Annotated in this window: 28 protein-coding genes; 20 read left to right on the top strand and 8 right to left on the bottom strand. The window is 61.6% G+C overall.

Annotated elements, in window-relative coordinates:
• The first annotated feature begins 340 nt into the window (after window positions 1–340).
• On the top strand, window positions 341–1,228 hold the full coding sequence (gene rhtA, locus OC71_RS13445) for a threonine/homoserine exporter RhtA (protein ID WP_041069804.1): 888 nt from the start codon (window positions 341–343) through the stop codon (window positions 1,226–1,228).
• Between the two features lie 168 nt (window positions 1,229–1,396).
• Window positions 1,397–1,678 (top strand): hypothetical protein, encoded by a 282-nt coding sequence (locus OC71_RS13440; RefSeq protein WP_041069802.1) that lies wholly within the window; start codon window positions 1,397–1,399, stop codon window positions 1,676–1,678.
• Window position 1,679: 1 nt separating this feature from the next.
• On the opposite strand, the gene OC71_RS13435 is transcribed toward OC71_RS13440, so the two are convergent.
• Window positions 1,680–2,258, bottom strand: a complete 579-nt coding sequence (locus OC71_RS13435; protein ID WP_041069798.1) for a TetR/AcrR family transcriptional regulator — start codon at window positions 2,256–2,258, stop codon at window positions 1,680–1,682.
• A gap of 91 nt (window positions 2,259–2,349) precedes the next feature.
• Between OC71_RS13435 and OC71_RS13430 the strand changes: the two genes are divergently transcribed.
• Window positions 2,350–3,081 carry an SDR family oxidoreductase gene (locus tag OC71_RS13430; RefSeq protein WP_041069795.1) on the top strand — a complete coding sequence of 244 codons (732 nt, stop codon included), beginning with the start codon at window positions 2,350–2,352 and terminating at the stop codon, window positions 3,079–3,081.
• Between the two features lie 40 nt (window positions 3,082–3,121).
• Complete coding sequence (locus OC71_RS13425) at window positions 3,122–3,718, top strand: 2-hydroxychromene-2-carboxylate isomerase (RefSeq protein WP_041069792.1); 597 nt, start codon at window positions 3,122–3,124, stop codon at window positions 3,716–3,718.
• 49 nt (window positions 3,719–3,767) lie between these two features.
• Here OC71_RS13425 and OC71_RS13420 read toward each other — a convergent pair whose 3' ends face one another.
• From OC71_RS13420 to OC71_RS13405, 4 genes are all read right to left on the bottom strand, one after another.
• Entirely contained in the window at window positions 3,768–5,576 is a 1,809-nt protein-coding gene (locus tag OC71_RS13420; RefSeq protein ID WP_041069789.1) for an aminopeptidase P family protein, read from the bottom strand.
• A gap of 56 nt (window positions 5,577–5,632) precedes the next feature.
• Window positions 5,633–6,799, bottom strand: a complete 1,167-nt coding sequence (locus OC71_RS13415; RefSeq protein WP_041069786.1) for an aminotransferase class V-fold PLP-dependent enzyme — start codon at window positions 6,797–6,799, stop codon at window positions 5,633–5,635.
• 205 nt (window positions 6,800–7,004) lie between these two features.
• The gene (locus tag OC71_RS13410) at window positions 7,005–7,619 is read right to left on the bottom strand and encodes a LysE family translocator (RefSeq protein WP_041069783.1); all 615 of its coding nucleotides are present in this window, start codon (window positions 7,617–7,619) and stop codon (window positions 7,005–7,007) included.
• Window positions 7,620–7,721: 102 nt separating this feature from the next.
• Window positions 7,722–7,979 carry a hypothetical protein gene (locus OC71_RS13405; RefSeq protein ID WP_041069780.1) on the bottom strand — a complete coding sequence of 86 codons (258 nt, stop codon included), beginning with the start codon at window positions 7,977–7,979 and terminating at the stop codon, window positions 7,722–7,724.
• A gap of 392 nt (window positions 7,980–8,371) precedes the next feature.
• On the opposite strand from OC71_RS13405, the gene msuE reads away from it, so the two are divergent.
• The 4 genes from msuE to OC71_RS13385 all read left to right on the top strand — a co-directional run bounded on the left by msuE (window position 8,372) and on the right by OC71_RS13385 (window position 12,530).
• A complete protein-coding gene (msuE, locus tag OC71_RS13400; RefSeq protein WP_041069777.1) occupies window positions 8,372–8,935 on the top strand; it encodes an FMN reductase in 564 nt (187 codons plus the stop codon).
• 10 nt (window positions 8,936–8,945) lie between these two features.
• On the top strand, window positions 8,946–10,085 hold the full coding sequence (gene ssuD, locus OC71_RS13395) for an FMNH2-dependent alkanesulfonate monooxygenase (RefSeq protein ID WP_041069774.1): 1,140 nt from the start codon (window positions 8,946–8,948) through the stop codon (window positions 10,083–10,085).
• A gap of 128 nt (window positions 10,086–10,213) precedes the next feature.
• Window positions 10,214–11,401, top strand: coding sequence for an acyl-CoA dehydrogenase family protein (locus OC71_RS13390; protein ID WP_041069771.1), 1,188 nt, complete (start codon window positions 10,214–10,216; stop codon window positions 11,399–11,401).
• Between the two features lie 25 nt (window positions 11,402–11,426).
• Entirely contained in the window at window positions 11,427–12,530 is a 1,104-nt protein-coding gene (locus OC71_RS13385; protein WP_041069768.1) for a sigma-54-dependent Fis family transcriptional regulator, read from the top strand.
• On the opposite strand, the gene OC71_RS13380 is transcribed toward OC71_RS13385, so the two are convergent.
• Window positions 12,527–12,892 carry an antibiotic biosynthesis monooxygenase gene (locus tag OC71_RS13380; protein ID WP_041069765.1) on the bottom strand — a complete coding sequence of 122 codons (366 nt, stop codon included), beginning with the start codon at window positions 12,890–12,892 and terminating at the stop codon, window positions 12,527–12,529. The genes OC71_RS13385 and OC71_RS13380 overlap by 4 nt on opposite strands.
• Window positions 12,893–12,984: 92 nt before the next feature.
• Between OC71_RS13380 and soxR the strand changes: the two genes are divergently transcribed.
• From soxR to OC71_RS13360, 4 genes are all read left to right on the top strand, one after another.
• Complete coding sequence (gene soxR / locus OC71_RS13375; protein ID WP_041069762.1) at window positions 12,985–13,434, top strand: redox-sensitive transcriptional activator SoxR; 450 nt, start codon at window positions 12,985–12,987, stop codon at window positions 13,432–13,434.
• A gap of 103 nt (window positions 13,435–13,537) precedes the next feature.
• Window positions 13,538–13,996 (top strand): VOC family protein, encoded by a 459-nt coding sequence (locus tag OC71_RS13370; protein WP_041069759.1) that lies wholly within the window; start codon window positions 13,538–13,540, stop codon window positions 13,994–13,996.
• A 238-nt stretch (window positions 13,997–14,234) separates the two neighbouring features.
• Window positions 14,235–15,110, top strand: a complete 876-nt coding sequence (locus OC71_RS13365; protein ID WP_041069756.1) for an alpha/beta fold hydrolase — start codon at window positions 14,235–14,237, stop codon at window positions 15,108–15,110.
• 24 nt (window positions 15,111–15,134) lie between these two features.
• A complete protein-coding gene (locus tag OC71_RS13360) occupies window positions 15,135–16,085 on the top strand; it encodes a LysR substrate-binding domain-containing protein (protein WP_041069752.1) in 951 nt (316 codons plus the stop codon).
• Between the two features lie 123 nt (window positions 16,086–16,208).
• On the opposite strand, the gene leuD is transcribed toward OC71_RS13360, so the two are convergent.
• Window positions 16,209–16,823: a 3-isopropylmalate dehydratase small subunit gene (leuD, locus tag OC71_RS13355; RefSeq protein WP_041069749.1), complete on the bottom strand. Its 615-nt coding sequence runs from the start codon at window positions 16,821–16,823 to the stop codon at window positions 16,209–16,211.
• Entirely contained in the window at window positions 16,820–18,238 is a 1,419-nt protein-coding gene (gene leuC / locus OC71_RS13350) for a 3-isopropylmalate dehydratase large subunit (protein ID WP_041069745.1), read from the bottom strand. The genes leuD and leuC overlap by 4 nt, the downstream gene beginning before the upstream one ends.
• A 406-nt stretch (window positions 18,239–18,644) precedes the next feature.
• On the opposite strand from leuC, the gene OC71_RS13345 reads away from it, so the two are divergent.
• From OC71_RS13345 to OC71_RS13310, 8 genes are read left to right on the top strand one after another with little or no spacing between them, the layout of a single operon-like run.
• Entirely contained in the window at window positions 18,645–19,835 is a 1,191-nt protein-coding gene (locus tag OC71_RS13345) for a PepSY domain-containing protein (protein WP_027613387.1), read from the top strand.
• Complete coding sequence (locus tag OC71_RS13340; RefSeq protein WP_041069742.1) at window positions 19,832–20,374, top strand: hypothetical protein; 543 nt, start codon at window positions 19,832–19,834, stop codon at window positions 20,372–20,374. Before OC71_RS13345 ends, OC71_RS13340 begins: the two co-directional genes overlap by 4 nt.
• Entirely contained in the window at window positions 20,371–20,712 is a 342-nt protein-coding gene (locus OC71_RS13335; RefSeq protein WP_041069739.1) for a hypothetical protein, read from the top strand. The genes OC71_RS13340 and OC71_RS13335 overlap by 4 nt, the downstream gene beginning before the upstream one ends.
• Window positions 20,709–21,284, top strand: coding sequence for a DUF6162 family protein (locus OC71_RS13330; protein ID WP_041069736.1), 576 nt, complete (start codon window positions 20,709–20,711; stop codon window positions 21,282–21,284). Before OC71_RS13335 ends, OC71_RS13330 begins: the two co-directional genes overlap by 4 nt.
• 35 nt (window positions 21,285–21,319) lie before the next feature.
• Complete coding sequence (locus tag OC71_RS13325) at window positions 21,320–22,249, top strand: metal ABC transporter solute-binding protein, Zn/Mn family (RefSeq protein ID WP_041069733.1); 930 nt, start codon at window positions 21,320–21,322, stop codon at window positions 22,247–22,249.
• Window positions 22,246–23,091 (top strand): metal ABC transporter ATP-binding protein, encoded by an 846-nt coding sequence (locus tag OC71_RS13320; RefSeq protein WP_041069730.1) that lies wholly within the window; start codon window positions 22,246–22,248, stop codon window positions 23,089–23,091. The genes OC71_RS13325 and OC71_RS13320 overlap by 4 nt, the downstream gene beginning before the upstream one ends.
• Complete coding sequence (locus OC71_RS13315) at window positions 23,091–23,990, top strand: metal ABC transporter permease (RefSeq protein WP_041069727.1); 900 nt, start codon at window positions 23,091–23,093, stop codon at window positions 23,988–23,990. Before OC71_RS13320 ends, OC71_RS13315 begins: the two co-directional genes overlap by 1 nt.
• The gene (locus tag OC71_RS13310) at window positions 23,991–24,905 is read left to right on the top strand and encodes a metal ABC transporter solute-binding protein, Zn/Mn family (protein WP_041069724.1); all 915 of its coding nucleotides are present in this window, start codon (window positions 23,991–23,993) and stop codon (window positions 24,903–24,905) included.
• The last annotated feature ends 98 nt before the right edge of the window (window positions 24,906–25,003 follow it).

Below are 25,003 nucleotides of genomic sequence, written 5' to 3'. Positions count from 1 at the left end.
TGTCAACACCTCTTTTTCACCACTTTCGACCGAGAAGATCGAACCGTCAAAAGAGCCAAACATCACCGCCCTTTCAACTCCTTCCAGACTTCGATGAACTGAAGCGACCCGCTGTCGAAAACCGCGTAACTCATTGAATCTCAAGGAGTTTTCCGTTTCGACCGCGCCGGAAGTGGGGCGAATTATAGACCTCCAGAATCTGCCGTCAACCGTTAATTTCAGTTTTCTGTCGAGACACCGAAAAAGCCAGCTATATATAGACGCAACGCCTGCGAATGCGCAGTATATTGCCCAACACCTAAAACAATACCCTGCTCTTACTTTCGGACGATGCCTCGCAATGACTGACCAACCTCGCTCCCTGGCCTCAACGCTGTTCCCGGTTGGCCTCTTATTAATAGCCATGGCATCCATCCAGTCTGGCGCCTCTTTAGCCAAGAGCATGTTCCCGGTAGTCGGCGCTCAAGGGACGACCACGCTGCGCCTGGTCTTCGCCAGCGTAATCATGCTGTTGTTGTTGCGCCCATGGCGCGCAAGGCTGACAGCTCAGTCGCTGCGGACAGTGATCGTTTACGGAATGGCGCTAGGCGGGATGAACTTTCTCTTCTATATGTCATTGCGCACCGTACCGCTTGGTATTGCAGTCGCGCTTGAGTTCACGGGTCCGCTGGCCGTCGCCATTTACGCCTCTCGCCGCGCTATCGATTTTCTCTGGATTGCCTTGGCGGCGGTCGGCCTGCTGTTGTTGATCCCGACTGGAGCAACATCCGCGGGAATTGATCTGGTCGGCGCCGGTTATGCCTTGGGCGCCGGCGTGTGCTGGGCGTTGTATATTCTGTTCGGCCAAAAAGCCGGTGCAGACAACGGCGTGACGACTGCGGCTCTGGGCGTGATGATCGCCGCACTGTTTGTCGCGCCGATCGGCATCGTGCATGCCGGCACCGCGTTACTGACCCCGTCGCTGATCCCGATCGCCATTGGCGTCGCCATCCTCTCAACGGCTTTGCCCTATACCCTTGAGATGGTCGCCCTCACCCGCATGCCTGCCCGCACCTTCGGTACCTTGATGAGCATCGAACCGGCCTTCGGCGCATTGTCGGGACTGCTGTTTCTGCAGGAGTACCTCACGCTGTCACAATGGATGGCGATCCTCTGCATTATTCTGGCCTCCGTCGGGGCAACCATGACCATGGGCAGCACCGCCAAGCCCGCCGTTGCGGCAGATTGAGACAGGATTTGACGAAGGTCTGGCAATTGGCGTTCATTTAGGCCATGTTTAGCCCCCTTAACTCAGTGCCAGACATGGATTTTTCGGACAGGGATATCAAACCGCTTAAAGCGCAGGCGAATACAGGCAGACCCGAGCGCCAGACTCGTGGCTACCATAAGGACGGTAATGAAACGAATTTTGATACTGATCGCTGTATTGGCAGTAGCGGGGTGCGCAGCGACCTCCAAGACTCAGGTGAAGCACGGTAAAAAAGGGCTGCACATCAACTGTTCCGGGCTGTCGTCCTCTTGGGACAAGTGCTACACCAGCGCCGCCAATTCCTGTGCCCCCAAAGGCTACAAGGTCATCGCCAAATCCGGGGACGCCGTGGAAGAACCAGGCGATTACCCGTTCGGTCTCAATCCGGCTGGCTATACCAGCCGCAGCATGATCGTCATCTGCAAGTGAATCATTCTGGCTGCTCGCCTTGTCGAGCAGCCAGTTGACGCCCGATTTCCTCATGACTGGACTGCAATACCGTCTGTTGAATCTCCGGCGTCACCAGCATCCGCGCCACCACCAGTGCTCCGACGCATTGCGACAGAATCGCCCAGGCCAAGCTGTCGCTTTCCAGGATTTGCGCCCAACTGGCTTGCAGCCGACAAATCCACAACTCTGCCTGCTCGCGAACCTGATCATCTGAACGGGCAATTTCTGCGCCCAGTGTCGGCAAGGCACAGCCCGATTCAGGCTGCTCCACGTGAGCCATGCTCAGGTACTGCTTGAGACAGCGTTCCAGCCGCTCACGGTCCTGCGCTCCCTTCCCCCCCAGCCGCTCCAGGCTCTGACACAGTTCGCGCTCGACGATAGCGGTGAACAGCTCGTTTTTCGACGAGAAGTGGCTATAAAACGCCGCGCCACTCAGGCCGATCGCCTTCATCAAACCATCGACACCGACTGTGGAAAAGCCCGAACGCTTGGCTGATAGCGCACTGCTGTTCAGCAATTTTTCTCGGGTTTCCAGCTTGTGACCGGCGGAATACCGCATGTGCTTTCCTCTTGATCGAGCGCCTTGACGTTGTCCGGATCCTAGCATAACGTTCGTTCACTTAACGATCGTTTACTAAAGGGGTTCACCCATGAATAACAACAAGAAGGTCGTATTAGTTGTTGGTGCCGGCGATGCCACCGGCGGAGCGATTGCCAAGCGCTTTGCCAGGGAAGGATTTGTCGCTTGCGTCACCCGGCGCAGTGCCGACAAATTGCAGCCGCTGGTCGACGCGATTTCGGCCGAGGGTGGAGAAGCACATGGTTTTGCCTGCGATGCACGCAAGGAAGAAGACGTCATTGCGTTGATTGAAGAAATCGAAACCCGCCTGGGTCTGATCGAGGCGTTTGTCTTCAACATCGGCGCCAACGTGCCTTGCAGCATTCTCGAAGAAACTGCGCGCAAGTATTTCAAGATCTGGGAAATGGCCTGTTTCTCGGGCTTTCTCAATGCCCGCGAAGTGGCCAAGCGCATGGTCACGCGCCAGCGCGGCACCATTCTGTTCACTGGCGCTACCGCCGGGCTGCGCGGTGCTTCCGGATTTGCCGCGTTTGCCGGCGCCAAACACGGTATCCGTGCACTGGCGCAAAGCATGGCGCGCGAGTTGGGGCCGATGAACATCCACGTCGCCCATGTAGTGGTCGATGGCGCGATCGACACCGACTTCATCCGCAACAGTTTCCCGGAGAAGTACGCGACCAAGGATCAGGACGGTATTCTCAATCCCGAACACATCGCCGAAAACTATTGGTATCTGCACAGTCAGCCACGGGATGCCTGGACCTTCGAGCTGGATCTGCGCCCGTGGAACGAACGCTGGTAAGCCCCGCCTCCTCCATAACAATAATCAGAGAGCAGCGAAGATGACGAAAACCGTGGAGTTCTATTTCGACCTCGGCAGCCCTGCCACCTACCTGGCTTACACCCAATTACCGAAAATATGTGCCGCAACTCAAAGCGAGCTGATCTATATCCCGATGCTGCTGGGCGGCGTGTTCAAGGCGACCGGCAACGCATCGCCGGCGATGATTCCGGCGAAGGGCCGCTACATGTTTCAGGATCTGGATCGCTACGCCAAACGTTACGGCGTGCCGCTGAAATTCAATCCGCATTTTCCGATCAACACGTTGATGCTGATGCGTGCCGTCACTGGCATACAACTGCGCCAACCGGAACGCTTTCAGACGTTTATCGATTGTCTGTTCAAGGCATTGTGGGTGGAGGGACGCCCGCTCGATGAGCCGGCAACTGTCGCTGCTGTTTTGAGCGAGCACGGCTTCGACCCCAATGAAGTTCTGGCCCTGACCAACGACGAGGCGGTAAAGGCAGCCCTGAAGGACAACACCGAAACAGCCATTAAACGCGGGGTGTTTGGCGCGCCGAGCATGTTTATCGGCAATCAGATGTTCTTTGGACAGGACCGCCTCGACTTCGTCGAAGAGGCCCTGCGTCAGGCTTAGAAAAACCTCAGAACCCGGACGCTGCCAACAGTGCCCGGGTTTCAGCCATTCAAATCGCCGCTGTACGCGTGTTCAGCCACTCCAGCGCGGCCCCCTCCAGCAACGGACTCAGACGCTCACGCACTTCAGCGTGGTAGGCGTTGAACCACTGCTTCTCTTCCTGCGTCAGCAAGGACGGCTCCAGGCAGCGCGTGTCGATCGGACACAGGGTCAAGGTTTCAAACTTGAGGAACTCGCCGAACTCGCTGTTCCCCGCCTCGCGGTTCATCGCCAGGTTCTCGATGCGCACGCCCCAACGGCCCGGACGATAAGTGCCCGGTTCGATCGAGGTGATCATCCCCGCCTGCATCGCCGTTTGCGGTGCCGGTGCTGCCTGATAGGCGATCACCTGCGGGCCTTCATGCACGTTGAGGAAATAGCCGACCCCATGACCGGTGCCGTGACCGTAATCCACGCTTTCCGCCCAGATCGGTGCGCGGGCGATGGCGTCGAGCAACGGCGACAGAATGCCTTTCGGGAACTGCGCCCGCGAAAGAGCAATCACGCCTTTGAGTACCCGAGTGCAGTCACGCTTCTGTTCAGCCGTCGGCGTCCCCACTGGCACCATTCGGGTGATGTCGGTAGTGCCGCCCAGGTACTGGCCGCCCGAGTCGATCAGCAGCAAGCCGTCCCCCTCGATCACCGCGTGTTCTTCTTCGGTGGCGTGGTAGTGCGGCATTGCGCCGTTGGCGTTAAACGCGGCAATCGTATTGAAGCTCAGCGACACGTAATCCGGACGACGCTCACGGGCAGCAGTGAGTTTCTCGTCGATGGTCAGTTCGGTGATGCGTTCACGACCCCAGGCCGATTCCAGCCAGGCGAAGAATTCGCACAACGCCGCGCCGTCCTGCTCCATGGCCTTGCGGATGTGCTGCGCATCAGCCTCACTCTTTTGCGATTTGGCGAGCGTGGTCGGATTCAGGCCTTCGACCAGTTTCACGCCTTTGTCCAGGTTATCCAGCAAACCGCTGGTCACCCGCGCCGGATCCACCAGCAGGCTGGCGCCGCCTGGTACAGCGCGCAAGGCGTCGGCGACTTCGCGGTAATCGCGCAGAGTCACGCCATCCTGCTCCAGCACTGCGCGCAACTCGGCGTCGACTTTGCTCAAGGCCACAAACAGGGTCGCTTGCTGTTGATTGATCAACGCGAACGACACAAACACCGGATTGAACGAGACATCGCCACCGCGCAGGTTGAACAGCCAGGCAATGTCGTCGAGGGTGGCGATGAAGTGCCAGTCAGCGCCACGTTCCCGCAAGGTCTCACGCAGTTTGGCGAGTTTTTCGCCACGGCTGACCGTCGCTTGCGGTGGCAGATGTTGATAGATCGGCGCGTCCGGCAGGCTCGGGCGGTCCGCCCAGACTTCATTCAGCAAGTCGATGTCGGTACGCAAACGCGCGCCGCGGGCTTCAAGCTTGCTGCTCAACGTGCGGGCCGAGGCAACGGCCATCACCGCGCCGTCGACCGCCACCACGCCACCTTCAGGTGTTTGCTCGGCGAGCCAGTCCAGCGGACTCGGCTGACCCGGTTGCAGCTTGACCAGTTCGATGCCGCTGCCCTTGAGTTCCTTGGTCGCCTGTTCCCAGTAACGACTGTCGGCCCAGACTCCGGCGAAATCAGCAGTCACGATCAAAGTGCCGACCGAACCATGAAAGCCCGACAGCCATTGCCGCCCTTGCCAGTAGCCCGGCAGGTATTCCGAGAGGTGCGGGTCGGCCGATGGCACCAGCAACGCATGAATGCCTTCACGGCGCATCAGTTCACGGGTGTGCGCCAGGCGCTGGGGAACCGTTCCCTCGGTCAAAGTCTGGGTACTCATCATATCTCCTGCCAATCACTTCATCGTTATTGTTCGTAGCCGTGAAAACCGGCTGTTTAAAGCCCTGTCGCCCAGAATGCCGGGGCACTGGCGCAGGCGCCTTTGATCAGTTCTGCCGCCTGATCGATATCGTCGGCGGTGGTGAAACGGCCGAGGCTCAGGCGAATGGTGCGACCGGCCAGCCGGGCGTCGTGCCCCAGCGCCAACAGCACGTGAGAAGGCGTGTTGCTCGCCGAGTTACACGCCGAGGTCGCGGAAAAGGCGATCGACTGGCTCAAGGCCGCACTGTTGAATTCACCTTCGCTGAACGTCAGGCTCAGCGTATGCGGGATGCGCTGGCTATCGCTGCCGTTGAGGCGCACGCCAGGCAGGCTCGATAATTGTTCGAGCAAGCGATCACGCAGCGCTACGATGGATGCTTTCTCCGCATCGAACGCCGCAGCGGCCAAGGCGAATGCCGCGCCCATACCAGCGATCTGATGGGTGGCCAGCGTCCCGGAGCGCAACCCGCCCTCATGGCCACCACCGTGAATCTGCGCCTGCAAGCGCTGTTGCGCGCCGGGGCCGACGTACAACGCGCCGATGCCTTTGGGGCCGTAGAGTTTGTGCGCCGAAAACGACATCAAGTCCACCGGCCATTGCTGCAGATCAATCGCCACTTTGCCCGCACCCTGCGCGGCATCGACGTGGAACAACGCGCCACGGCCGCGCACGACTTCACCAATGGCCGGGATATCGTTGAGGGTGCCGAGTTCGTTGTTGACCAGCATCAGCGACACCAGAAAAGTGTCGTCGCGCATGGCTTCACTGACCGCCTGCGGGGTGATCAGGCCATCGGCGTCCGGCACCAGATAGGTCACCGCAACGCCGCCGTCCTGCAATTGCCGGGCGGTATCGAGAATGGCTTTGTGTTCAATCTGGCTGGTAATGATGTGGCCACCGGCAGCGCCGCGCGCCTGCGCCACGCCCTTGAGAGCGAGGTTGTTGGATTCGGTGGCGCCGGAGGTCCAGACGATCTGCGCGGCCTCAGCGCCGACCAGTTCGGCGACTTGTCGGCGGGCCTGCTCGACCGTTTGCCGGGCCTGCTGGCCGAAAGCGTGGGAGCTGGACGCCGGGTTGCCGAAGTTACCGTGAAAACCCAGACAGTCAATCATCACCTGGATGACCCGTTCGTCCACCGGGGTGGTGGCGGCGTAATCGAAATACAGCGGACGTTTATTCATAAAAGACTCGCAGAGCGTGTTCCGGGATCAGGAGGCTCGTGTCTGCAAACGGCACAACGCAGCCTCGTGAGCTGCGCGTTGGTTCGAGAGCGTCATCAATAACTGATCGGATGCCGTTAAAGAAGAACAACTTCATTTAAAAGTGCGTAGGAACGCTCCTGAAGCCGAGCTTAACAGGCATCGGGCCGGCGGTTGAAGCAATGCGTCAGTGAAAGCTTTCGAGAAGTAACGGGTACAGCGAAATCACCAACAGCGCCGCCATGCCCCAGTTGAACACGCGCAACCAGCGCGGGTCCTTCAGCACGTTGCGCAACAGCGTGCCACACGCCGCCCAGACGCCGACACTGGGCAGGTTGATGATGGCGAACACGGCGGCAATGACCACCACGTTGGTGAAATAACCCTGCATCGGCGTGTAGGTGCTGATAGCGCCGATGGCCATGATCCAGGCCTTAGGATTGACCCACTGAAACGCTGCGGCACCGAGATAGCTGATCGGCCTGGCCTCGCCTTCGACGCCCTCGCCCACCGGCCCCGAGTGGGCGATTTTCCACGCCAGGTACAACAGATACGCGGCGCCGACATAACGCAGCACGGTGTAGAGAATCGGGTATGTCTGGAATACCGCGCCCAGGCCAAAGCCCACCGCGACCACCAATACGAAGAAACCGCAGGTGATGCCGAGCATGTGAGGAATGGTGCGGTTGAAGCCGAAGTTCACCCCCGACGCCAGCAACATGGTGTTGTTCGGCCCCGGTGTAATCGAGGTGACAAGGGCAAACAGGGCAAAGCCCAACAGCAGATCAAGCGAAAGGGTCATGGAGGGCAATCCGTCGGGGGTCATTCAGGTGTTGACCCTATCGCACGGCAGCCCGCAAACCCACGGACAGTTACGCGAAAATACGAGCAGTACAGTTTTCGATTAACTTGGACGACCATGCAGCTGTATGGCTCGCCCGGCGCTCATTTCAGCTTTCTTGTCGAATTGCGACTCGCCCAGCAGTGCGGCTTTCTTCGCGTGATATTCGTCGAAGGACAAGCCGCTGCGATTCAGCGCTTCCATCGCCAGTTCGCGGGTTTCTTCGGCGGTGTAAGGCCGTTGTTCGGGGGAAACGTGGGTCGCGCAACCGGCGAGTACGGAGACAGCGAGCAACAGCGAAACAGTCAGTAAACGATTCATGGGGAGCGTCCTGGCGGGGCGGTGGTAGTCGATGGACAAAGGCTACGCCCGCGCCCGGCCGGGCAAAAATCAACGCGCTCAATAGTGGCTATCAGGATTTCAGCTTTATCGCTCTCATATCCCCAAACGATCTATAAATATCGATTATCGTTCTTTTACGGAATAACCAGCAGTCGCTATAAATCCCTGCACACGGCGAACAACTGTTGCTCCAGCAACTGTTGCCCAGGCAACAGCAGATCAACAAACCCGCCTGATTTCCGCACAACCGACTCACGCCAGAGCGCTCAGGCCCAAGTAAACCGGGCCTTTAAGGAATTGGTACAGCGCTTGCTCAAGCCTTGGCACTGACTCACTGCTCGCTGAGCAACTGTTGATAAAAGGAACTGATCATGTCGCGTCCCCTGAAAGTCGTCGCCCTCTCCGGCGGCACCTGGCGTCCATCACGCACGCTGGTGCTGACCCAAGCGCTGTTGGCCGAACTGGCCGGGCACTTGCCGGTCGAGAGTCATCTGATCGAACTCGGTGACATCGCCCGGCCGTTGGGTGCTGCCCTGTCGCGTCAGGAGCTGAGCGTCGAAGTCGAAGCCGAACTGCAAGCCATCGAACAGGCCGATCTGCTGATCGTCGCCGCGCCGGTGTATCGCGGTTCCTACCCGGGACTGCTCAAGCACCTGTTCGACCTGATCGACCTCAACGCGCTGATCGACACTCCGGTGCTGCTCGCCGCCACCGGCGGCAGCGAGCGTCATGCGTTGGTGCTCGATCACCAGTTGCGGCCGCTGTTCAGTTTCTTCCAGGCCGTGACCCTGCCCATTGGCGTGTACGCCACCGAGGCCGATTTCGCCGACTACCAGATCACCAGCGAACCGCTGAAAGCGCGCATTCGCTTGGCCGCCGAACGCGCCGCGCCGCTGTTCGGCACGCAAATCAAACCGTTGCTGAAAATCGCTTAAGGAGCTGTTCATGGATGTTTTCTGGTTCCTGCCGACCCACGGTGACGGGCATTACCTGGGCACCACCCAAGGCGCGCGCCCGGTCACCCTGAATTACCTGAAACAAGTGGCGCAAGCCGCCGACAGCCTCGGCTACCACGGCGTGCTGATTCCCACCGGGCGCTCCTGCGAAGACTCGTGGGTGATCGCTTCGGAGCTGGTGCCGTTGACCGAGCGCCTGCGTTATCTGGTAGCGATCCGTCCGGGGATCATTTCGCCCACCGTTTCGGCGCGCATGGCGGCGACGCTCGATCGACTGTCCAACGGCCGCCTGCTGATCAACGTGGTGACCGGCGGCGACCCCGACGAAAACCGTGGCGACGGCAGCTTCCTCAGCCACAGCGAACGCTACGAAGTCACCGACGAATTCCTCAAGATCTGGCGCCGGGTGTTGCAAGGCGAATCGGTGGATTTCGAAGGCAAACACCTGAAAGTACAGAACGCCAAAGCCCTTTATCCGCCCGTGCAGAAACCCTATCCACCGCTGTATTTCGGTGGCTCGTCCGACGCCGCGCATGATCTCGCTGCCGAGCAAGTCGACGTGTACCTGACCTGGGGCGAACCGCCCGCCGCCGTCGCCGAAAAACTTGCCGATGTGCGAGAACGCGCCGCTCGCCATGGGCGCAAGGTGAAGTTCGGCATTCGCCTGCACGTGATCGTCCGCGAGACCGCTGAAGAAGCATGGAAAGCGGCGGACAACCTGATCGAGCACATCAGCGACGAGACCATCGAGGCCGCGCAGAAATCCTTCTCGCGTTTCGATTCCGAAGGCCAGCGGCGCATGGCGGCGTTGCATGACGGGCGTCGCGACAACCTGGAAATCGCCCCCAACCTGTGGGCCGGCGTCGGTCTGGTACGTGGCGGTGCCGGTACCGCGCTGGTGGGCGATCCGCAGCAAGTGGCCGCGCGAATCAAGGAGTACGCCGACCTCGGCATCGAGAGCTTCATCTTTTCCGGTTATCCGCACTTGGAAGAAGCTTATCGCTTTGCCGAACGGGTGTTCCCGCTGCTGCCGGAACCCTACGCGAGCCTGGCCGGACGCGGCGTGACCAACCTCACCGGGCCGTTTGGCGAAATGATTGCCAACGATGTGTTGCCCACCAAGTCCTGACCCAACACAAACTCTGTAGGAGCTGCCGCAGGCTGCGATCTTTTGACTTTGTTTTTTACAAGCAAGATCAACAGATCGCAGCCTTCGGCAGCTCCTACAGGACAGTTGTAAAACATAGGAGATTTGGTGTGACCGCCAAACCACAAAGCACCCTGCTCTCCCCGCTGCAGACCGCCCGTCAACTGGCCGCCGAATTCGCCCTCACCGCCGTCGAGCGTGACGAACGCGGCGGTACGCCGAAGGCCGAACGCGATGCCCTGCGCGACAGCGGCCTGCTGGCGCTGAGCATTCCCACCCGTTACGGCGGCCTCGGCGCGCGCTGGAGCGAAACCCTGCAGATCGTGCGCGAGTTCGCCAAGGTCGACAGTTCCATCGCCCACGTCTTCGGTTTTCATCACCTGATGCTCGCCACCGTGCGCCTGTTCTCGCGGCCCGGACAATGGCAGCCGTGGTTCGAACAGACCGCGCGGCAGAACTGGTTCTGGGGTAACGCCCTCAACCCGCTCGACACCCGCACTGTGGTCAAGGATTTCGGCGGCTGGCGCGAGTTTTCCGGGAAGAAAAGCTTCTGCTCCGGCGCCAGTGATTCGCAGATGTTGATCGCTTCCGCCGTCGACGAAAGTGCCGGCGGCAAGTTGCTGATCGCGGCGATCCCCAGCGGTCGCAGCGGCATCACTTTGCATGACGACTGGAACAACATCGGCCAGCGCCAGACCGATAGCGGCAGCGCCACGTTCGAACGGGTGCGGGTCGAAGAATCCGAGCTACTGCTTGATCCCGGCCCGTTGAGCACGCCGTTCGCCTGCCTGCGTCCGCTGATCGCGCAACTGACCTTCACCCACATGTTTCTCGGGATCGCCGAAGGTGCCTTTGCAGAAGCCCGGCAATACACCCTGAGCGAAACCCGGCTCTGGCACAAATCCGCCGCCCGCAACGTGCGCGAAGATCCGTACGTGCTCGCGCATTACGGCGAATTCTGGGTGGCGCTGGAAGGCATTCGTCTGCAGGTCGAGCGGGCCGCCGCGCTGCTCGACGAGGCCTGGGCCAAAGGCCCGAACCTGACCGCAGAAGAACGTGGACATCTGGCCACGGCGATTGCCACCGCCAAGGTCGCCGCCAGTCGTCAGGGGCTGGACATCTGCAGCCGTTTGTTCGAAGTCACCGGCGCACGTTCGACCCACGCCTCGCTGCGCCTCGACCGGCACTGGCGCAACCTGCGCACGCAGACTCTGCACGACCCGCTCGATTACAAACTTCACGAGTTGGGCGACTGGGCGCTGAATCAGGCGCTGCCGGTGCCAACGTTCTATTCCTGATTCTGCCTTTAATGGAGCGAGCCCCATGCAACTGCTGACCCTTCCGCCCTCACCCGCTCTGGCGACGTCGATCCGTGCCACCGCGCAGGTCTTTGAAGACCCGAAATCCCAGGCCTTGCTGGCGCATCTGCAACAAGTCGCGCCGAGCGAAGCCAGCGTACTGATCATCGGCGAAACCGGCACCGGCAAGGAGCTGGTGGCGCGGCATATTCACAACCTGAGCCACCGCCGGCATCGGCCGTTTGTCGCGGTCAACTGCGGTGCGTTCTCCGAATCACTGGTGGAAGCCGAGCTGTTCGGCCATGAAAAAGGCGCCTTCACCGGCGCGCTCAGCGCCAAGGCCGGCTGGTTCGAAGAGGCGGACGGCGGCACTTTGTTCCTCGACGAAATCGGCGATTTGCCAATGGCAATTCAGGTCAAGTTGCTGCGGGTGCTGCAGGAGCGCGAAGTGGTGCGTCTCGGCTCGCGCAAGAGCATTCCGATCGATGTGCGGGTGCTGGCCGCGACCAACGTGCAACTGGAGAAAGCGATCAATGCCGGCAACTTCCGCGAAGACCTGTTCTACCGGTTGAACGTGGTCAATCTGGAACTCAGTCCGCTGCGCGAACGGCCCGGCGACATCCTGCCGCTGACCCGGCATTTCATCGAGGCCTACAGCCAGCGCCTGGGTTACGGACGGGTCAACATCAGCCCCGGTGCCGAACAGAAACTGCGCAGCTACAGTTGGCCGGGGAACATCCGCGAACTGGAAAACGTCATCCATCACACCCTGTTGATCTGCCGCAACGGCGTGATCGAGCGTGATGATCTGCGCCTGTCCAACTTGCGCATCGAGCGCGCGGACGATCAGCAGTCGGGCGCCGGCGATTCACCGGAAGCGTTGCTGGAACGGGCCTTTCAAAAGCTCTTCGAGCAACAGGCCGGCGCCCTCCACGAAAAGGTCGAAGACGCCTTGCTGCGCGCCGCCTATCGCTTCTGCCATTACAACCAGGTGCACACCGCCGCGCTGCTTGGTCTGAGCCGCAACGTCACGCGCACACGGCTGATCAAGATCGGCGAACTGGCGGTGAACAAGCGGCGGCTCACGGAAAACCTGCACGGTGAACGCCTGATCCAGTTGTCGATCTAGCCGACCAGATTGCAGTGCAGCGCATCGTCATGGCTGCGGGCGATGCTGCTCAACACCTGAAATGAATTGAAGGTCACGGTCTTCGCCTGATGGGCGCGGATCAGCTGCCAGAAATCCTGCTCGCCGCTTTCATAGCGACAGAACGCCGCCTCCCCGGCTTCGCGGCTTTGCCATTGCAGCAAGCTCAGCACCCGCCGACCGTCGTCGCTGACCTGGACGCTGGCGCTGACAAAGCCTGCGTAGCGCTGCGCCAGATGTTCGCTCTGCTGCGACAGCGCACAAACCAATGCCGGCTGCTGACGCGGCTCGATCTCGAATTCGATCAACTGGGTAAAACTGCGATTTTTCGCTGAGGTTTGCATGAGAAGTCCCCACTCATTAAGCCGAGTCTTGCGACTCGAAGGCCTGCAGGGTAAAACCTCTAGTTAAGTCAAGGTCAAGAGCCCTTTGCAAAATGATCACCCCGGAAAACCTGCACAAACAGCTCACCGTCGGCGAAGTCGCCGCGCGCAGCGGTGTCGCGGTCACTGCCCTGCACTTTTATGAAGCCAAAGGCCTGATCAAGAGCCAGCGCAATGCCGGCAATCAGCGCCGTTATCCACGGGCAGTGTTGCGCCGGGTGGCGTTGATCAAGGTCGCGCAGCGTCTGGGCATTCCGCTGGCGGAGATTGGCGAGGCGCTGAAGAGACTCCCCGACGACCGCGCTCCGACAGCAGCAGACTGGAAAGTCCTCTCCGAGCAATGGCGCCGCGAGCTGGATGAACGGATTAATCAGCTGACCCTGTTGCGTGACCGGCTTACCGGCTGCATCGGCTGCGGCTGTCTGTCGATGGAAGCTTGCCCGTTGCGCAATCAGGGCGATGTGCTCGGTGAGAAAGGGCCGGGGGCACACTTTCTCGGCTGACGGCTCGTCGGGGAAAATTTCTGCCCGCGCAGACAGTTCTATAGTGAATCTTCCACAAATCCAGTGGAGCCCTACCTCGCAAAACAAAAACAGGGAGAACGTCATGAGCGTCAAACCCATTCCCGAGGGGTATCACAGCATTACCCCGTACCTCGGCATTCTCAAGGCTGCCGATGCCATCGAATTCTATAAAAAAGCCTTCGGCGCCACAGTGGTCATGCGCCTGGACATGCCCGACGGGCGCGTCGGCCACGCCGAACTGCGCATTGGCGACAGCGCGATCATGCTCGGCACACCGTGCGATCAAGGGCCCTTGAGCGGCCCGGACCATGCCGTGTCGGTCGGTCTGCATCTGTATGTCACCGATGTCGACAAATCTTTTCAGCGAGCACTCGAGGCCGGGGCGCAAGCGGTGTCCGAGGTCAAGGATCAGTTTTATGGTGATCGCAGCGGAACGCTGAAGGATCCCTATGGGCACCTGTGGTTTCTGGCGACGCGCAAGGAGGATCTGACAGAAGAGCAGATCAAGCAGCGGGCGATGGAGATGTTCAGCCAAGGTTGAGATCTTCAGGGTTTGGGCTGGCCTCTTCGCGGGCAAGCCCGCTCCCACAGGGATCTCTGGTGTTTACACGATGGGTGTCACACAGAAAAACACTGTGGGAGCGGGCTTGCCCGCGAAGGGGCCAGCCCTGACGACACACATCACACTTCATGAACCACCACACCACGCTTCAACCCTTGCCCCGAATGCCGAACACTTTCACGATGCATCCACCCGCACCTGAACAAGGATCAGCCCGATGTTTGCCGGATTCAGCAAAGACCAGCGCCATGTCAACGGCGTCGATATCGCTTACCGCCTCGGTGGCAGCGGCCCGGGCCTGTTGCTGTTGCACGGGCACCCGCAGACCCATGTGATCTGGCACAAGATTGCCGAGCAGTTGGCGGAGCATTTCACCGTGGTCGCCGCCGACCTGCGCGGGTACGGCGACAGCGCCCGGCCGGCTGCCGATGAACAGCATCGTCATTACTCAAAGCGCGAAATGGCCAGGGACAACCTCGAGTTGATGCAGGCGCTGGGCTTCGAACAGTTTTCGGTGCTGGCCCACGACCGTGGCGCGCGGGTCGCCCATCGCCTGGCCCTCGACCACCGCGCTGCGGTGCAACGGATGATGTTGCTGGACATCGCCCCGACCCTGGCGATGTACACGCAGACCAACGAGGCCTTTGCCCGCGCCTATTGGCACTGGTTCTTCCTGATCCGCCCGGCACCGTTGCCGGAAACCCTGATCGAAGCCGATCCCGAAGGCTATCTGCGCAGCGTCATGGGCAGCCGCAGCGCCGGGCTCACGCCGTTTACCGGGCCAGCGTTCAGCGAATACCTGCGGTGTCTGCAACGTCCCGGCAGCGCCCTCGGCATTTGCGAGGACTACCGCGCCAGCGCCAGCATCGACCTGGAACATGACCGGGCCGACCTCGCTGCCGGCCATCATCTTGACCTCCCGCTGCGGGTGCTGTGGGGCGCGCAAGGCACGGTCGGGCGTTGCTTTGACCCGCTCAAGGAATGGCAGCATGTGGCGAGCAACGTCAGTGGCAAGGCGCTGCCGGCTGGGCATTATCTGGCCGAAGAAGTGCCCGAACGGTTGCTCGCCGAAGCGCTGGATTTCCTGCGCTGAATCGAGCCCTGTACGGCCGATGCTATGCTGGCGGCTTGTGCCGCCAGTGCTCGTTCCCACATGTCCCAGAACCAAGACCCCGTGCCCCTGCCCGAAGACCTGCGCGTGCTGCTGACCGTGATCCGCAAGAACGGTTTCGCCGCTGCCGCCGATGAACTGGGCCTGTCCCCGGCCTACGTGAGCAAACGCATCCAGATTCTCGAGTCGACCCTCGGCACCCGCCTGCTGCACCGCACCAGTCGCCGCGTGTCGCTGACCGAGGACGGCGAGCGGGTGCAGCGTTGGGCGTTGCGTATTCTCGATGACTTCCAGCAACTGCGCGACGACCTCGCCGACGCCCACGACAGCCCGCGCGGGCGCTTGCACATCTGCAGCAGTTTCGGTTTTGGCCGTAATCATGTGGCGCCTGCGGTTTCACGGCTGGCCGAGCTGCACCCGCAGTTGCAGATTCGCCTGGACTTGTTCGACCGTGCAGTGGACATCGTCAACGAGGGCTTCGACCTGGAAATCCGCGTCGGCGACGACCTGCCCGGTCAGCACATCGGCCGGCAACTGGTGAGTAATCGCCGGGTGTTGTGCGCAGCGCCCGAATACCTGCAACGCCGTGGCACACCGCAAACGCTGGAGGATCTGCAACAGCATGACTGCCTGGTAATCAAGGAGCGCGACAACGCTTTCGGCGTCTGGCATCTGGATCGCGACGGCACACAGGAAAGCGTGCGGGTCAGTGGGCCGCTGTCTTCCAACAACGGCGAGATCGTCCTGCAATGGGCGCTCGACGGACGCGGCGTGTTGCTGCGTTCGTTGTGGGATGTGAAACCGTTGCTGGAACAGGGCCGACTGCTGCCGGTGCTGGCCGATTACAGCCAGAGCGCCAATGTCTGGGCGGTGTACCCGACGCGGCTGGCCAACTCCGGGAAGCTACGGGCGTGTGTGGAGTTTTTGCAGGGGCATTTCAAGGATCTTTCTCTGTAGCCAAAACACCACAAAACCCTGTGGGAGCTGGCTTGCCAGCGAAGGCGTCAGCTCAGCCAATATAAATGTCGGATGTGCTGGCCTCATCGCTGGCAAGCCAGCTCCCACAGGGTAAAAGGCGTGTCAGGTCAGCCACGGGTTGGCGGCCAGATGTTCGCGCTCGAACGCCTTGATCTGCTCACGCCGCTGCAAGGTACTGCCTATCGCATCCAGCCCCAGCAACAGTGCGGTCTTGCGCAAGCCGTCAATCTGGAAATCGATGACTTCACCGTCCGCCAGATGGATCTGCTGCGCCTCTAGACCCACATTGATCCGGGCCGATTCAGGCTGACTCACCAACCGGCCGATACGCTGCACCTGCGCTTCATCCAGCGTGATCAGCAACACCCCGTTGCGCTGGCAGTTGTCGTAGAAAATCCCGGCAAAACTGCTACCGATCAGCGCGCGAATGCCCATTTGCTGCAACCCCCACACCGCGTGTTCGCGGCTGGAACCGCAGCCGAAATTCGCCCCGACTACCAGAAAACTCGCGCCCTGCCAGGGCGGCTGGTTCAACACGAATTCAGGGTTGGGCGTGCCGTCGGCGAGAAAGCGCAGATCGAAAAACAGCCCACGATCCAGCCCCTGACGGTCGATACCCTTGAGAAACTGCTTGGGCATGATCACGTCGGTATCGACGTTGGCCGCAAGCAGCGGCGCGGCCCGGCCGCTGACTTGCGTGAAGGGTTGCAGGCTCATGGGCGTTCTCCGAAGTGGCAGATGTCGGTCAGATGGCCGTTGATCGCCGCAGCGGCGACCATGGCCGGGCTCATCAGGTGCGTGCGCGCCCCGGCACCCTGCCGGCCTTCGAAATTGCGGTTGGTGCTGGAGGCGCAGCGGTCGCCGGGCGCGAGCACGTCATCGTTCATCGCCAAGCACATCGAGCAACCGGACTGACGCCATTCAAACCCGGCGTCGATAAAGATCTGCGCCAGCCCTTCCGCTTCAGCCTGAGCACGCACTTCGCTGGAACCGGGCACGATCATCGCCCGCACATGCCCAGCCACCTGCCGTCCACGCACGACGCTGGCTGCGTCACGCAGATCCTCGATCCGCGCGTTGGTGCAGGAGCCGATAAACGCGTGACTGATGACGATATCGCGCAGCGCCATGCCCGGCTCCAGGCCCATGTAATGCAGGGCGCGGCGCATGTCCTGACGCAGGATCGGATCGTCGATGGCCTGCGGGTCCGGCACCTGCGCGCCGATCGGCGCCGCCTGATCCGGGCTGGTGCCCCAAGTGACCATCGGCTCCAGCAGACTGGCGTCGAGATGGATTTCGCGGTCGAACACGGCGCCGGGATCGCTGCGCAGTTCACGCCATTTTTCCACGCCGCGCGCTAACAGTTCGCCTTGCGGTGCGCGGGGTTTGCCCTTGAGATAAGCAAAAACTTTTTCGTCCGGCGCCATGAACGCACCGCGTGCGCCGGCTTCGACCGCCATGTTGCAAATGGTCATCCGCGCTTCAACGCTCAGCGCATCAATGGTCGAACCCGAGAACTCGATCGCATAGCCCGTGGCACCCGACGCACCGATGCGGCCGATCAGCGCCATGATCACATCCTTGGACGTCAGCCCCGGCGCCAGCTCGCCCTCCACCGTCACGCGCAGGCTTTTCAGGCGCTTGTAGACCAGCGTTTGCGAGGCCAGCAGGTGCTCGATTTCCGAGGTGCCGATACCAAATCCGAACGCCCCCAGCGCACCGTAGGTGGTGGTGTGACTGTCGCCGGCGGCGATGACCATGCCCGGCAGGATGAAACCCTGCTCCGGGGCGATCACATGCTCGATGCCCTGACGTTTGTCGAGGATATCCAGCAGTTCGATGCCGAAGTCCCGGCAGTTTTCCGCCAGATACGACACCTGCCGCGCACCGCCGGCATCGGGCATTGCCGCCACCCGTTGCGGCGTGGTCGGGTTGACGTGATCGACCACCGCCAGCGCCGTGCCCGGCCGCCAGACCTTGCGCCCGGCAGCACGCAGACCGCTGAACGCCTGAGGGCTGGTGTATTCGTTGATCACCTGGCGATCGATATACAGCAGCACATGGCCCTGATCGTCGAGGCGGCACACGGTGTGCGAATCGATGTGTTTGTCGTAGAGGGTTCTGGGGCTCATCAGGGGGCTCACTCGGGGAATCCAGTGCTTTCCATCATAGGCAGCGCTGTGATCGCATCAATCGGCAGGCAGTGAGAGCAGCATTCATGAAGCGTGTTTGATCGGCTGATCACCGAACGCCCCTGTGGGAGCGGGCTTGCCCGCGAAGGCGTCGTGTCAGTCGACATCAATGTTGAATGATCTACCGCATTCGCGAGCAAGCTCGCTCCCACAGGGATTGGTGGTGACTGGGGGAAGTGCGAAACATTTGCTTTCATATCACCTTTCGGGATTTGTCCGGCTCATCCGTCCTATAGAAATGCAGGCCGTTCGCACAGGCAACCGCCACGACCGCGCCTTTTTGCGGACACCCGCGCTGCGAAGCCCGTAGCCGCGTGCCCTTTCATCGAAATCAAGACGCGCAATCATGTCGAAGAAATCCCGTTCCAAACTGTGGTTCCTGGTGCATAGCTGGCTCGCGTTGCCGATCTGGTTTTTTGTCCTGATCGTGTGTGTCACCGGCACGCTGGCGGTGGTCAGCCAGGAAATCGTCTGGCTGGCCAACCCGCAGATGCGCGCCAGCCAGCCATCGGATGACGCACCGCGGCTCAGTTACGATCAAGTGCTGGCCGCGATCAAACAGGCCGAACCGCAGACGCTGGTGGAAAGCATCAGCCGCCCCGACGAATCGCACTTCGCCCTCGACGTCGAGGTCAGCTACCCCGACGGCCGCTCGCAGACGGTCTACGTCAACCCGTACACCGGGGTGATCCAGGGCCCGGCGCCGGACTTCAACTTCAAGGCGTTCACCCGCGCCCTGCACGGCTGGTGGCTGGTGCCGTTCACCAACGGTTTCAGTTGGGGCTGGTACCTGGTGTCGTTCCTCGGCCTGCCAATGCTCGCTTCGCTGGTCACAGGGCTGGTGGTGTACAAGCGCTTCTGGAAAGGTTTCTTCAAACCCACCCTGCGTTTTCGCCACGGCGCGCGGATTTTCTGGGGCGACTTCCACCGACTGAGCGGCATCTGGTCGATCTGGTTCATCGCGGTGATCTCGATCACCGGCACCTGGTTTTTGATCCAGGCCATTCTGGCCGACAACCAGGTGTCCATCAGCAGCGAGCCGATCATTCCCGCCATGTCCCGGGAAAGCGTACCGATGTCGAGCGACGCCAGTCCTCCCCCACGGATCAGCCTTGATCGCGCGGTGCAGATCGCCGAACAGCACATCCCCGGGCTGGAAGTCAGCTTCGTCAGCCTGCCGGGCAATGCCTACAGCCACCTGAGCCTTGGCGGTCGCGGCTGGTATCCGCTGATGTTCCAGACCGCCACGCTCAACCCGTACAACGGTGAGATGGCCGCCACGCGACTGCTGACTGACCGCTCCTCGCTGGAGTTCGTCACCGAGTCGATGCGACCGCTGCACACCGGTGATTTCGGCGGTCTGTGGATCAAACTGATCTGGTTCTTCTTCGGCCTGCTGCTGAGCATGATGGTCCTCAGCGGCCTGTTGATCTGGACCAAGCGCACCGCGCTGGCCACCGCCAACGCCCTCAAGCGCGAAAATAAAAAGGCCCGCAGCCCCCGCGTCAGCCGTGAACCGGCGGAGGTCAGCCTGTGAGCCCGTCCAATCGCACTGCCCAACCGTCCGCCCTGCGCCGCTTCTGGCACAAATGGCGCTTTCACCTGAACGCCTTGTTGCTGCTGATTCCGCTGGGGTTCATGCCCAAGTACTTCGCCGATGCCGCGCTGTTTCGCGGTGACGTCGGCCTCGGTGAACATGAGGTAGGCGAGATCCAGGTCGGCCCGTGGAGCCTGCGCCTGGCCGAACTGCGTAACGAAGCACCGCGCCTGAGCGGCCCCGCCGGTTACATGAAGGACTTCAATGCCGCCCTCTGCGATGCCTGTGTCGAACAGGTCAAGGCCACCTACCTGCGCATCGGCAAACCGCGCAGCCTGCGCGCCGCCGGGGTGATTTTCTTCGGCACCCCGTATCGCATGGGCGCGCAACTGCCGGTGGCGGAAAAGACCAAGGCCGATGCCGAACTGTGGATCACCATGGAAGGCTGGGACGGCAGCCTGCACCAAGCCTCGATTCCCCTGAGCCAGGCCTCTCCCGCGACCCTCGCCTGGCTGACCAAACAAGGAGCCAAACCATGAACCGCGTTCAACGCCCTTCCCGCCTGCGGTTGCGCGCCGCGTTACTGCTGCTGTGCGCAGGTTTCAGCGCCGGCGCCCTGGCCCATAACCCAATGTGCGAATGCAAAGCCGTCGATGCCGAGCAGATCAAATGCACCGGCGGCTTCTCCGACGGCAGCGGCGCGCCGGGGGTGACCCTCGATGTGATCGGTTACGACGAAACCATTCTGCTGCCGGGCAAGCTCGGCGCCGACTCGACCGTGACGTTCAAGAAACCGGCAGCCGAGTTTTACGTGCTGTTCGACGCCGGCCCCGGCCACGTCGTGGAAATCGACCAAGCCGACATCGAGGCCCCATGAGCACGCCCACCACGCAAGTCGTCCGCCCGGCCGGTGCCGGGCATGAAACCCTTAACGTTCTGCTGTTGTGTTTGCTGATCCTTGCCGTCGCCGGCTCGGTGGTGGCATGGCGCGGTGTGTCCCATGAACCGGAACCAGTCGCCAGCCATCAGCTCGATGCGCGGCGCGACCTCAGCGCCGCCGAGCAAGGCATCTACGCCGACCTGCGGGTGACCCTCGATGAAATCCGCCTGCTGCGTGCAGAACAGCAAAGCCTGCCGACGCCACAGACCCTGGCTGAAGAAGGTTTCGCCCCGTTCGCCCAGGACGCCAGTTCGGTCAGCCGAGGCGGTCACGTCTGGCAATTGCTGGCGGACACCGCCTATTTCGGCCACAGCCAGGCGCCCGCCGTCGCCGGTTCATTCGTGATGCGGCTGAGCGCCGACGCCACTGCCGCGCCGGACATCTGGCTCAACCGCGCCGCCGAGCTGCAGACGCCCGCCGACCTCACCGACGCCGCGCTGTCCGCCGCTGGCTGGAAACAGATCGTCGCGCAGTTCGATGCCGGTGTGACCCGCGAGCATCGCCACTGAACCTTCGCCTTCACCCGAGAGAAGACCGCTTGCCCATGCTTATTTCACTGACTCGCCGTCCCCTCCTGCGCACCTTGCTCTTAGGCCTGTGCGCGTGCCTGCTGAGCCCGCTGGCCAGCGCCGATCCGGGTAAACGCCTGCGCATCGGCATCACCCTGCACCCGTATTACAGCTATGTGGCGAATATCGTCGGCGCCAAGGCCGAGGTGGTGCCGCTGATTCCCGCCGGTTTCAACCCGCACGCCTACGAGCCACGCGCGGAAGACATCAAGCGCATCAGCGGGTTGGATGTGATCGTGCTCAACGGGGTCGGTCATGACGACTTCGCCGACCGCATGATCGCCGCCAGCGAAACGCCAAACATCAAGACCATCGAAGCCAACGAAAACGTGCCGCTGCTGGCGGCCACCGGTACCGCGGCGCGCGGCGCCGGCAAAGTGGTCAACCCGCACACCTTCCTGTCGATCAGCGCCTCGATTGCTCAGGTCAACAATATTGCCCGCGAGCTGGGCAAGCTCGATCCGGACAACGCCAAGACCTATACCCAGAACGCCCGCGCCTACGGCAAACGCCTGCGGCAGATGCGCGCCGATGCCTTGGCCAAACTGACCGAGGCACCGAACGCCGAACTGCGCGTGGCCACAGTGCATGCGGCTTATGACTATCTGCTGCGCGAATTCGGTCTGGAAGTGACGGCCGTGGTCGAACCGGCCCATGGCATCGAACCGAGCCCGAGCCAGTTGAAAAAGACCATCGACCAACTGCGCGAGCTCGATGTGAAGGTGATCTTCTCGGAGATGGATTTCCCTTCGACCTACGTCGAAACCATCCAGCGTGAGTCCGGGGTGAAGCTGTACCCGCTGTCGCACATTTCCTACGGCGAATACAGCGCCGACAAGTACGAAAAGGAAATGACCGGCAACCTCGACACCGTGGTGCGGGCGATTCAGGAGTCCGGGGCATGACAGCAAAAGAAACCCTCTCTGACACCCCACCATCCCCTGTGGGAGCGGGCTTGCTCGCGAAAGCGTCCGGTCAGTCAGCATCATTATTGAATGAACTACCGCATTCGCGAGCAGGCTCGCTCCCACAAGGATTGGGGCCGACACTGGATTTCGCACAAGTCAGCCTGACGCTCGGGCGCACGACAATCCTCGACAACGTCACCTTTCAGGTCCAACCCGGCCACGTGCACGCCCTGGTCGGCCCCAACGGCGGTGGCAAGAGCTCGCTGATCAAAACCCTGCTCGGGCAGATGCCGCACCAAGGTCAACTGAGCCTGCACTGGCCCGGTCAACCCGGGACCATCGGTTACGTGCCGCAGGCCCTGGAGTTCGAACGTGGCCTGCCGATGACCGTCGACGACTTCATGGCCGCCATGTGTCAGCGCCGGCCGGCCTTTCTCGGTTTGAGCAAGCACTACGCCAACGCCATCGGCGAGGCGCTGGAACGGGTCGGCATGCAGGACAAACGCAAGCGGCGCATGGGCGCGCTGTCCGGTGGCGAACGCCAGCGTGTGTTGCTCGCTCAAGGCTTGATCCCGGCCCCGCAATTGCTGGTGCTGGATGAGCCAATGTCGGCGCTCGACGAAGCCGGAATTCAGGTCTTCGAACGCCTGCTCGGCGACTGGCGCGCGACCGGCATCACCGTGCTGTGGATCGAGCACGATCTGGAAGCGGTAAAGCGTCTGGCCGACCGAGTCACCGGTCTCAACCGCCGCGTGCTGTTCGACGCCACGCCGCAACAGGCGCTGACCCCGGAACGTCTGCTCAGTCTGTTTTCCACCCATCCACGGAGCGCAGTCTGATGAGCTACGAAGCTATTCGTTTGATGGTTCAGGGCTGGGCGTCGTCCGGTTACCTGCCGGAAGCGCTGGCCTACGGCTTTGTGGTCAACGCGCTGCTTGCCGGCCTGTTGATCGGCCCGGTGCTCGGTGGCCTCGGCACGCTGGTGGTGGTCAAGCGCTTTGCGTTTTTCTCCGAAGCGGTCGGCCACGCGGCGCTGACCGGCGTGGCCATCGGCATTCTGCTCGGCGAACCCTACACCGGGCCGTACGGCAGCCTGTTCGGTTACTGCCTGCTGTTCGGCATCCTGCTCAATTACCTGCGCAACCGCACCGGTCTGGCGCCGGACACCCTGATCGGTGTGTTCCTCTCGGTGTCGCTGGCCCTCGGCGCGAGCCTGCTGTTGATTCTGGCCGGCAAGATCAACGTGCACATTCTGGAGAACGTGCTGTTCGGTTCGGTGCTCACCGTCAATGGCAATGACCTGCTGGTGCTGGCCATCGTCGGCTCGCTGGTCATGGCTTTGGCACTGCCTTTGTACAACCGGATCATGCTCGCCAGCTTCAACCCGCAACTGGCGGCGGTGCGCGGCGTCGCGGTGAAGACTCTGGATTACCTGTTCGTGATTCTGGTGACGCTGATCACCGTCGCGGCGGTGAAGGTCATCGGCGCGATTCTGGTCGGCGCATTGCTGGTCATTCCGGCGGCGGCAGCACGCTTGCTCAGCCAGTCGCTCAAGGGCTTCTTCTGGTGCTCGGTGCTGATTGCTACCGTCAGCACGCTGTTCGGGATCCTCGCGCCGATCGTCTTCGATCTGCCGATCCCGTCCGGCGCCGCGATCATTCTGGTCGCCGGCATCGCCTTCGCCCTCGCCGCCATCGCGCGCGGGGTTGTCCCGAGTCTGAAAGGGAACCTTGGATAAATGACTTTCTCACTGCGAAAACTGACCCTGGCCATGGCCCTGTGCGGCGTGATCGGCAGCCCGTTGCTGGCGGCTGAAAACCCTCAACCGCTACGCGTACTGGCCTCGCTGCCCATCACCTACGGCCTCGGCGAAGTGCTGCTCAAAGGCACCGACGTCAGCCTGGAACGCGCGGCCCCGGCCAATCTGCCGGGCAGCCGTCAGACTGCGTACTTCACCGGTCGCGGCGCACCGGCGCTGGGCAAACTGGCGAGCAATGCCGACGCGGTGATCGGCGTGCGCTCGCTGTGGGCGGATGATCCGCTGTACCCGATCGCACGGCGCAGCAACATTCGCATTGTCGAGGTCGACGCAGCACGTCCGGTGGACGGCGCCCTGCCGGGGATCGCTGTGCAGCCGGGGCTGAAGGTCGATGGCTTGAACAGTCAGCCATGGCTGGCGAGCAACAACATGGGGCGCATGGCCGACGTGATCGCGGCGGATCTGGTGCGCCTGGCGCCGTCGGCCAAACCGAAGATCGAGGCCAATCTGGCGGCGCTGAAACAGCGCCTGCTCAAGCTCAGCGCCGACAGCGAAGCGCGCCTGGCCGAGGTCGACAACTTGAGTGTGATGAGCCTCAGCGATCACTTCGGTTACCTGATCGGCAGCCTGAATCTGGAGCTGATCGGCGAGGATCCACGACCCGATAGCGAGTGGACGCCGCAGGACCTGAAGCAACTCACGGCGACGCTGAAGGACAACGATGTGGCGCTGGTGCTGCATCATCGTCAGCCGTCGGAGGCAGTGAAAGCAGCAATTGCCGCCTCGGGGAGTCATCTGCTGGTGTTGAGTACAGATGCAGCGGATCCGGTGGCGGAGCTGGAGGGGAATGTGGATTTGTTGCTCAAGGGGTTGAGCGGCGGGCCTTCGGCCTAAGATCAAAAGATCGCAGCCTGCGGCAGCTCCTACACGGGAATATTTACACCCTGCAGGAGCTGCCGCAGGCTGCGATCGTTTGAAGGCCATGAAAAAAC

Origin of the sequence: Pseudomonas sp. W15Feb9B, assembly GCF_000828175.1 — a bacterium.
GTDB lineage: Bacteria > Pseudomonadota > Gammaproteobacteria > Pseudomonadales > Pseudomonadaceae > Aquipseudomonas > Aquipseudomonas parakoreensis.
The sequence above is the reverse complement of the archived record's forward strand: the minus strand, read 5'-3'. Positions and strand labels throughout refer to the sequence as shown.